Source organism: Pedobacter sp. (genome assembly GCF_035566355.1).
Taxonomy (GTDB): domain Bacteria; phylum Bacteroidota; class Bacteroidia; order Sphingobacteriales; family Sphingobacteriaceae; genus Pedobacter.
In genome coordinates, this window is record NZ_DATMRL010000147.1 from 1 (window position 1) to 7,989 (window position 7,989).

11 protein-coding genes are annotated in these 7,989 nt (G+C 38.2%); 8 read left to right on the forward strand and 3 right to left on the reverse strand.

Going from position 1 to position 7,989, the window contains the following annotated elements; translation table 11 throughout:
- Positions 1 to 963: tryptophan--tRNA ligase (trpS, locus tag VNZ46_RS05810; protein ID WP_325559170.1), on the reverse strand; the 963-nt coding region annotated here is incomplete at its 3' end.
- A 50-nt stretch (positions 964 to 1,013) separates the two neighbouring features.
- On the opposite strand from trpS, the gene VNZ46_RS05815 reads away from it, so the two are divergent.
- The 6 genes from VNZ46_RS05815 to VNZ46_RS05840 all read left to right on the forward strand — a co-directional run bounded on the left by VNZ46_RS05815 (position 1,014) and on the right by VNZ46_RS05840 (position 4,102).
- Positions 1,014 to 1,769, forward strand: coding sequence for a lysophospholipid acyltransferase family protein (locus VNZ46_RS05815; protein ID WP_325559171.1), 756 nt, complete (start codon positions 1,014 to 1,016; stop codon positions 1,767 to 1,769).
- On the forward strand, positions 1,769 to 2,059 hold the full coding sequence (gene gatC / locus VNZ46_RS05820) for an Asp-tRNA(Asn)/Glu-tRNA(Gln) amidotransferase subunit GatC (RefSeq protein WP_325559172.1): 291 nt from the start codon (positions 1,769 to 1,771) through the stop codon (positions 2,057 to 2,059). Before VNZ46_RS05815 ends, gatC begins: the two co-directional genes overlap by 1 nt.
- A 51-nt stretch (positions 2,060 to 2,110) precedes the next feature.
- A complete protein-coding gene (locus VNZ46_RS05825) occupies positions 2,111 to 2,869 on the forward strand; it encodes an ABC transporter ATP-binding protein (RefSeq protein ID WP_108555578.1) in 759 nt (252 codons plus the stop codon).
- A gap of 97 nt (positions 2,870 to 2,966) precedes the next feature.
- Positions 2,967 to 3,515, forward strand: coding sequence for a cob(I)yrinic acid a,c-diamide adenosyltransferase (locus VNZ46_RS05830; RefSeq protein WP_325559173.1), 549 nt, complete (start codon positions 2,967 to 2,969; stop codon positions 3,513 to 3,515).
- A gap of 87 nt (positions 3,516 to 3,602) precedes the next feature.
- On the forward strand, positions 3,603 to 3,824 hold the full coding sequence (locus VNZ46_RS05835; protein ID WP_008240955.1) for a DUF2795 domain-containing protein: 222 nt from the start codon (positions 3,603 to 3,605) through the stop codon (positions 3,822 to 3,824).
- 119 nt (positions 3,825 to 3,943) lie between these two features.
- Complete coding sequence (locus tag VNZ46_RS05840) at positions 3,944 to 4,102, forward strand: lmo0937 family membrane protein (protein ID WP_110832748.1); 159 nt, start codon at positions 3,944 to 3,946, stop codon at positions 4,100 to 4,102.
- 25 nt (positions 4,103 to 4,127) lie between these two features.
- Here VNZ46_RS05840 and VNZ46_RS05845 read toward each other — a convergent pair whose 3' ends face one another.
- The gene (locus tag VNZ46_RS05845; protein ID WP_325559174.1) at positions 4,128 to 4,802 is read right to left on the reverse strand and encodes a 2-C-methyl-D-erythritol 4-phosphate cytidylyltransferase; all 675 of its coding nucleotides are present in this window, start codon (positions 4,800 to 4,802) and stop codon (positions 4,128 to 4,130) included.
- Positions 4,803 to 4,888: 86 nt separating this feature from the next.
- Positions 4,889 to 5,938: a tRNA preQ1(34) S-adenosylmethionine ribosyltransferase-isomerase QueA gene (gene queA / locus VNZ46_RS05850; protein WP_133782631.1), complete on the reverse strand. Its 1,050-nt coding sequence runs from the start codon at positions 5,936 to 5,938 to the stop codon at positions 4,889 to 4,891.
- Positions 5,939 to 6,096: 158 nt separating this feature from the next.
- Here queA and VNZ46_RS05855 point away from each other — a divergent pair, with 158 nt between their 5' ends.
- Entirely contained in the window at positions 6,097 to 7,341 is a 1,245-nt protein-coding gene (locus tag VNZ46_RS05855; RefSeq protein WP_325559175.1) for an ABC transporter permease, read from the forward strand.
- A 393-nt stretch (positions 7,342 to 7,734) separates the two neighbouring features.
- Positions 7,735 to 7,989, forward strand: a 255-nt coding sequence (locus VNZ46_RS05860; RefSeq protein WP_325559176.1) for a PepSY-associated TM helix domain-containing protein, incomplete at its 3' end; no start/stop codon positions are given.

Here is a 7,989-nt window from a genome sequence, read left to right on the forward strand (position 1 = left end):
CTTAATGGTTTTCTGTGCGCTTTCTCTAGCTTTTAACGCACCGTGCTTAGCTACCTGTCGTAGATACAGTGTGTCTTTCGAAATTTCTTCAATCTTTTCACGGATTGGAGTGTTTGTAATGATCATATCTTCGGCCAGTTGTTTCTTGAAATCGCCATATCGTATGGCCATTTTATTGTACTGGTCTTCAAAATGATTAAGGGTATCAGCGCTGGATACAATTTTCATCAGGTCAAAAAGATTCTGGATGGCTTCTGGCTTCTGCTGGTTTTCTTCCGTGGGACCACCATCGGTCACTGCACGTGAAACTTTTTTACGGATATCTTCAGGGCTGTCTGATAAGTAAATACAGGTATTTTCTCCATTTGATTTACTCATTTTTCCTTTTCCATCAAGACCTGGGATCTTAACCAGGTTTTCTGAGTAACTGAAAGCAAATGATTCAGGGAATAAATCAGTATTATATAATCTATTGAAGCGGTTTCCAAAGGTACGCGTCATTTCGAGGTGCTGTTCCTGGTCTTTCCCAACCGGGACTTTTGTTGCTCTGTGGATCAAAATATCTGCAGCCATTAAAGTGGGGTAGGTCAATAAACCCGCATTAACATTGTCGGGCTGTGAACGTACTTTATCTTTAAATGATGTGCTTCGTTCCAGTTCGCCCATATAGGCATTCATATTTAAATATAAATACAATTCTGCTACTTCAGGAACATCAGATTGGATGTAAATGGTTGTCTCTTCTGGATTAATGCCACAGGCCAGGTATTCCACTAAAACGTGTTTCACATAGCCATGAAGATCCTGCGGTGTCGGATGAGTGGTTAATGAATGAAGATCTGCGATAAAAAAATAGCAGTTATAATCATACTGCATTTTTACAAAATTGGTTACTGCACCAAAATAATTTCCTAAATGTAGTTTCCCTGTTGGGCGTATACCACTAACAACCGTTTCTTTCATAGGCCGAAATTAATAAAAAAAAAGATTTGCGGCTGCAACTTTAAACGCATATGGCGTTTTTTACTATTTTTGGATTGATGATTAAGAACTTAAGATTACTGCACAGGGTGTATGTTATTTTCGTTATTGTGTTCCTTTTTCTGATCTTTTATCCCTTCTACTATATAACTTCCAGAAAAACAGAATGGTATGGTATGCTGAATAAGCTTAGGAAAGCAAATAGCTTGTTGTGCAGCTTTTTAACAGGTATTTTCTTTAGGATCAATCTGGATGAGCCGCTGGATGAGGAAGAAACCTATATTTATTGTGCGAATCATACTTCTAACCTGGATGTGATGATTCTTTGCGTCCTGGCTAAAGGAAGGTTTCATTTTATGGGTAAAGAGGAATTGCTAAGACATCCTATGTTTAAGATCTTTTTCCGTACAGTAGACATTCCTGTGAAAAGAGATAGCCGTATATCTGCTTTCCGTGCATTTAAGCAAGCAGGTAACAATCTGGAAAAGGGAATGAGTCTGGTGATCTTTCCGGAGGGTGGAATAGGTGAGGAGCATTATCCGCCGGTACTGATGCCATTTAAAAACGGTGCTTTTCGTTTGGCTATTGAAAAGGGGGTACGTATTGTTCCGGTAACAATGAATGTCTGGAAAAAGATGTTTGATGATGGTGCTAGATATGGAAGTCGTCCGGGGATTTGCGATATTTACGTCCATAAGGCGGTTAGTACAAAGGATTTGAGATTGGGAGAAGAGGACTTACTGAAAGATCAGGTATTTGAGATAATAAATAGTAAACTTGCAGTGTAATGAATATAGATAAGAAAACCATATATAAAGTAGCTGATCTGGCCAGAATAGAGGTCAGAGAGGAGGAAGTAGATCATCTTATAGGTGAAATGAGCAAGGTACTGACTTTCATGGAAAAACTCAATGAATTGGATACGGATAAAGTAGAGCCATTGGTGTATATGAATCCGCAGGTCAATGTTTGGAGAGAAGATCAGGTTAAGGTAGAACTGAGCAGGGAAGAAGGATTAATGAATGCAGCGAAGCATAATGAGGAGTTTTTTATGGTCCCAAAGATCATAGAAAAATAGCAGAGGCCTGTAACATTAGGTCCTGTTGAGCTGTCTAAAAAATAAAATATTATGGAAAAACCGTTGATCCACATTAAAGATATTGGACGTAAGTATGTGATAGGAACCGAAGTGATCCATGCTTTAAAGTCGGTTTCTCTGGATATACACAAAGGGGAGTTTGTCGCTTTAATGGGGCCTTCGGGTTCTGGTAAGTCTACTCTGATGAATATTTTGGGTTGCCTGGACACACCAAGCAAGGGAGATTATATTCTAAATGGTATTAATGTAAGCCATATGAGTGAGAATGATCTTGCTGAAGTAAGAAACAAAGAGATCGGCTTTGTTTTTCAAACGTTTAATTTGCTGCCAAGGTCTACTTCACTTGATAATGTTGCGCTTCCGTTGATTTACGCGGGGGTAAGTAAAACTGAACGTAATAAAAAGGCACAGGCAGCACTTGAAAATGTAGGGCTTGGAAATAGGGTTACACATAAACCAAATGAACTTTCGGGTGGGCAGCGTCAGCGTGTTGCGGTGGCGCGTGCACTGATTAATAATCCCTCCATTATACTTGCCGATGAACCTACAGGAAACCTGGATACCAAAACCTCTATAGAAATTATGGGGCTACTGGAAGAGATCCACAGTAAGGGAAATACAATTATCCTGGTTACTCACGAGGAGGACATCGCACTTCACGCCCATCGTATTGTAAGGATGCGCGATGGTTTGATTGAAAACGATTTTCAAAATACCGATATTAAGACCGTTTCGCCACGACTTACAGTTCTGCAGGAGAAGGGTGATGATTTTGAAACGATTGGCTAAAAAACATGAAACCATCATGTGCAGTACTGCACAAACTGAAATGAATAAATTTTAGTAGCACATGATAGCTTCATAATCTTTAAAAAAATATATTCTGATGAAAATTTATACTAAGACCGGCGACAAGGGCTTGACCTCATTGATAGGAGGAACCCGTGTTCCTAAATTTCACCTGCGCATTGAGTGTTATGGTACCGTAGATGAACTGAATTCTTATCTAGGTCTTATTATGTGCCAGGATATAGAGGTACATCATCAGGAGGTACTGAAGGAAATACAAGACCGTTTATTCACCGTTGGTGCTTCACTTGCTGCAGATCCGGAGAAATCAAGAATGAAAATTCCCGATCTTCATGAAAGTGACATTGAACTGCTGGAAAAAGAAATGGATGCCATGAATGAGATATTACCTGGATTGAAACATTTTATATTACCGGGGGGAAATACTGTAGTTTCTTACTGTCATATAGCAAGATGCATTTGCAGAAGGGCAGAACGACTTACGGTACATTTGGCCTCTGAAAGTTTTGTTGACGAAAAAATGACCATTTATTTGAATAGATTAAGTGATTATTTATTTGTTTTGGCTCGGAAATTGAATTTCGATGCTAAAACGGAAGAGAATATTTGGATTCCCCGTGTTTAAAAATAAAGTGGAAAAAAAAGTTTGTTTTCATCAAGTTTTTTAATATACTTTTGCGGAATTAAAAAAGAATAACTAATAGTATAACATATGTATTGGACATTAGAACTCGCATCGCATTTGGAAGACGCTCCATGGCCTGCAACAAAAGATGAATTAATTGATTACGGCATAAGATCAGGTGCTCCGGTAGAAGTTATTGAAAACTTACAAGCGCTGGAAGATGATGGTGAACCATATGAAACTATCGAAGAGATCTGGCCTGACTATCCTACCAAGGATGACTTCTTCTTTAACGAAGATGAATATTAAAACCCATTTAAAGCCCCGCCAACCGCGGGGCTTTTTATTTTTGGAACGAAGATTGTTTAGATAATGTCAGGAAATGTTTAACGCATGCCAAATTTAATTAACAACTAAAAATCTACATTATGGGAAATTTACTTTATCTGGTTGCTGTGGTATTGGTGATACTATGGGTCATTGGCTTTTTCTTTCACGGCTTTGGTGATGTCGGAGGCTTGATTCACATTCTATTAGTAATTGCTGTTATTGCAATTATTTTAAAAGTGATCAACAGAGCCGCTTAATATAATAGAAAAAAGCTCCTGAACATCAGGAGCTTTTTTTATGCATATACATTGATGCGATTTCCAAATCAAAAGGATGTGTAATCTTAATGTTTTCTCTTTCTCCTTCTATTAAATGGATTTTATAGCCTGCGTGCTCAACCACTGAGGCGTCGTCGGTATAGTTATTTCTATATGGCTGTTTATAGGCTCTTTTGAGCAGGTCCGACTGAAACGTCTGCGGGGTTTGTATCAGGTAAACCTCATCTCTGTTTAAGGCTTCGTTTTTATCCCCTTTTAAGGCTCTTACAGAGTCTGTTGGATGAATTGCTGCAACTGCATTCCCGTTTTCTTCAGCGGCTTTAAAGCTGCGTTCTATCAGGTCTGCAGACAACAGGGGCCTTACTGCATCATGTACAGCAATTATGCTTTTACCCTTTGCGGCTTTTAGCCCGTTCATTACAGAATGAAAACGCTGTTCTCCTCCTTTGATCACCTGATGAGGAATTTTAAAATTGTATTGTTCGCATAATTCTTCCCAGCGGTGGTGTTCATGGATATTTAAAACGAGCAGGATTTCGGGCTGTACTTTGCACCGGTGAAAAATTTCAAGGGTATGCATTAAAATTGGCCTGTCTTCCAGCAATAAAAACTGTTTTGCTATGGCTGCTTTCATCCTGCTTCCTGATCCTCCTGCAACTATTATTGCATAATATTTCATCTGTATCTGTTAAGAATGGTTTAAACAAAAATAGGAGATCTCACCCAATGGTTGAAACCTCCTATTATGATGTTTTAGAATCTGTATTAGATAATCAGCATGGCATCGCCATAACTGTAGAAACGATATTTTTCTTTTAAAGCTACCTCATAGGCATGTCTTACATAGTCGTAACCTCCAAATGCACTTACCATCATTAATAAAGTAGATTCAGGTGTATGAAAATTGGTGATCATGGAATTTGCAATGCTGAAATCATATGGAGGAAAGATAAACTTACTTGTCCAGTCATTTGCTGCTTTCAGTGTTCTTCCGGAAGATACTGCAGACTCAATGGCACGCATAGAAGTTGTACCTACTGCACAGATCTTTCTTTTTTGTTCCAAAGCTTTATTTACAATATCAGCATCTTTTTGCTCAATAATGAATTGTTCAGAATCCATTTTGTGTTTGGTTAAATCTTCAACCTCAACAGATCTGAAGGTTCCCAAGCCCACGTGTAAAGTTACTTCTGCAAAGTTTACGCCTTTAAGTTCAAGTCTTTTCATCAACTCACGGCTAAAGTGCAGACCTGCAGTAGGGGCAGCGACAGCACCTTCATGTTTTGCGAAAATAGTTTGATAACGCTCTTTATCCTGAGCTGTAGCTTTTCTTTTAATGTATTTTGGAAGAGGTGTTTCTCCTAAAATTTCGATGTTCTTTCTGAATTCTTCATCTGTTCCGTCAAACAGGAAACGGATGGTGCGGCCTCTGGAAGTGGTGTTATCAACAACTTCTGCAACCAGAAGGTCATCGTCACCAAAATATAATTTATTTCCCACACGGATTTTACGTGCAGGATCAACAAGAACGTCCCATAAACGCAACTCTTTATTCAGTTCGCGGAGCAAAAATACTTCAATTGTAGCGCCTGTTTTTTCCTTGTTTCCATATAAACGTGCAGGAAAAACCTTGGTGTTGTTTAAGATCATCACATCATGATCATCAAAATAATCTAAAACATCTTTAAATATTTTATGTTCAATTTTGCCACTATCCTTATGCAAAACCATTAAACGGGCTTCGTCCCTTTGTTCTGAAGGATTATTGGCAACTAATGATTCAGGTAAATTAAACTTAAATTGAGATAACTTCATATTCTTCGATGTAATAATTAAGGGCGCAAATTTACAAAATAAATTTCCTAATTTAGAAATTATCCTTATAACTGCATAAATAGTACCAAATTGTATTTTTTTTAATATCCTGCAATTCGCTGTAACCTTTTTAGGTAGTTTTGGTCTAAACAGCAATTATGATGATCTTAAGACTTATCGGCGAAAGTTTTTGGTTTGCAGCAGACGCTCTGCGCCAGAATAAACTTCGTACCATGCTTTCCTTACTTGGTATTACCATTGGTATCTTTACCATTATTTCAGTGTTTTCTGCTGTAGATACTTTACGTCATAAGCTGCAGGAAAGTGTAGATAAATTGGGATCAAATACATTATTTGTACAAAAATGGCCATGGATGTTTGGCGATAATTATCCATGGTGGAAATATATGAACAGACCGCAGCCCAGCATAAGAGATTTTACGGCCTTAAAGGAACGTCTTGAAAATGTACAGGGGATTTGTTTTGAAGCATCAGCAAGCAATAGAACCATAAAATATAGAAGCAGTTCTGTCGAAAATGTGACTTTAAATTCTGCTTCCCAGGATTATGATAAAACCTGGAATTTTGATTTTCAGGATGGGAGGTATTTCACCGAAAATGAAGGGCAGTCCGGCGCTCCCGTAATCATTCTGGGCGCTGACATTGCTGATGGCCTTTTTTCAGGAGAGCAAGCAGTAGGTAAACAGATTAAAGTGATGGGAAGAAGGTTAACAGTTGTAGGGGTATTTAAAAAAGAAGGGGAAGATATGCTTGGTGTATCACAAGATAAGAATGTTTTGATCCCGATTAACCTGGCTAAGGGCTTATTTGACGTAGAAAATGAAATGTATGGCCCTCAAATTACAGTGAGGGGGAAGGATAATATTGCACAAGAAGAGGTCGAAAGTGAATTAAGAGGGGTGATGCGCTCGATACATCGTTTAAAACCTGGTGCCGAAGATGATTTTGCCTTGAATAAAGCGACTATTCTTTCCAATCAGTTGGATGTCATGTTTAAAATGGTCAATATCGCCGGGTGGGTTATTGGAGGTTTTTCTATACTTGTTGGTGGTTTCGGTATTGCAAATATTATGTTTGTTTCAGTAAAGGAAAGGACTAATATAATCGGAATCCAGAAATCTTTAGGTGCAAAGAATTATTTTATTTTATTACAGTTTATGTTTGAAGCAATCGCTTTGTGTTTACTGGGAGGAGCTTTTGGTCTGTTGCTGGTTTATCTGATTACGCTTTTGTTCACCTATGCACTTGATGTTAAAATTGTACTTGATTTGAAGAATGTGATCACGGGGGTTTCAATTTCGGCTATTATTGGTGCTATTTCCGGATTTTGGCCGGCTTATTCCGCTTCGCGTCTGGATCCTGTAGAAGCGATCAGGTCTTAAAACCTGATCTTTGCCTATTCGTGCACGGAAATATAGCCATCAATTTCAGCATCTGCCCAATCCTGAATTTTTCGCCATAAAATTCAAAATCTGTCTGATAAGCTCTTGGCAGATCACTGTTCCAAATCGATTCCAGGTATTTACTACGCATTGTGGCAGGGTTTCTTTTGCCTCGGGTTTCTGATATTTAGTTTCTGGAATTATACAAGTATGTTAAGGTCTGAAGGAAGTTTAAAAACGTCTTCATCGTCAACTGAGCTAAGTAAATAGAAGAAACAAAACATACTTAGCCTCTGCGATACTTTAGGAATAGAATTAAATTAGAAATCCTTTATTTCTTAAAAAAAACTGTTAATATTGCATTTTATTTATATTAGGTCTAAATAAGAGTCTGTGATAGAAAGTTTGCCAAAAAAAAGATCCGAAGGGACGGAAATAATTGAAAGACCACCCGCTGCTGTAGGTGGCAGGATACCTAAAAAAGCAAAGAAACCTGTAAGCAGGGCAAAAAAAATTGCTGGTGTTTTACACCTTTGGCTTGGGCTGGCCTCAGGTATTATTGTTTTTATTGTGGCAGTGACCGGCTGTATTTTTGTTTTCCAAAAAGAAATTTCCGAATTAATCTACCGTAAGCAGTTCTTTGTAACA

What these genes read in the sequence shown, in the direction of transcription:
- VNZ46_RS05855 (WP_325559175.1), top strand. Translation starts at nt 6,097, where the DNA reads ATGATGATCTTAAGACTTATCGGCGAAAGTTTTTGGTTTGCAGCAGAC.
- VNZ46_RS05830 (WP_325559173.1), top strand. Translation starts at nt 2,967, where the DNA reads ATGAAAATTTATACTAAGACCGGCGACAAGGGCTTGACCTCATTGATA.
- VNZ46_RS05815 (WP_325559171.1), top strand. Translation starts at nt 1,014, where the DNA reads ATGGCGTTTTTTACTATTTTTGGATTGATGATTAAGAACTTAAGATTA.
- gatC (WP_325559172.1), top strand. Translation starts at nt 1,769, where the DNA reads ATGAATATAGATAAGAAAACCATATATAAAGTAGCTGATCTGGCCAGA.
- VNZ46_RS05845 (WP_325559174.1), bottom strand. Translation starts at nt 4,802, where the DNA reads ATGAAATATTATGCAATAATAGTTGCAGGAGGATCAGGAAGCAGGATG.
- queA (WP_133782631.1), bottom strand. Translation starts at nt 5,938, where the DNA reads ATGAAGTTATCTCAATTTAAGTTTAATTTACCTGAATCATTAGTTGCC.
- VNZ46_RS05835 (WP_008240955.1), top strand. Translation starts at nt 3,603, where the DNA reads ATGTATTGGACATTAGAACTCGCATCGCATTTGGAAGACGCTCCATGG.
- VNZ46_RS05840 (WP_110832748.1), top strand. Translation starts at nt 3,944, where the DNA reads ATGGGAAATTTACTTTATCTGGTTGCTGTGGTATTGGTGATACTATGG.
- VNZ46_RS05825 (WP_108555578.1), top strand. Translation starts at nt 2,111, where the DNA reads ATGGAAAAACCGTTGATCCACATTAAAGATATTGGACGTAAGTATGTG.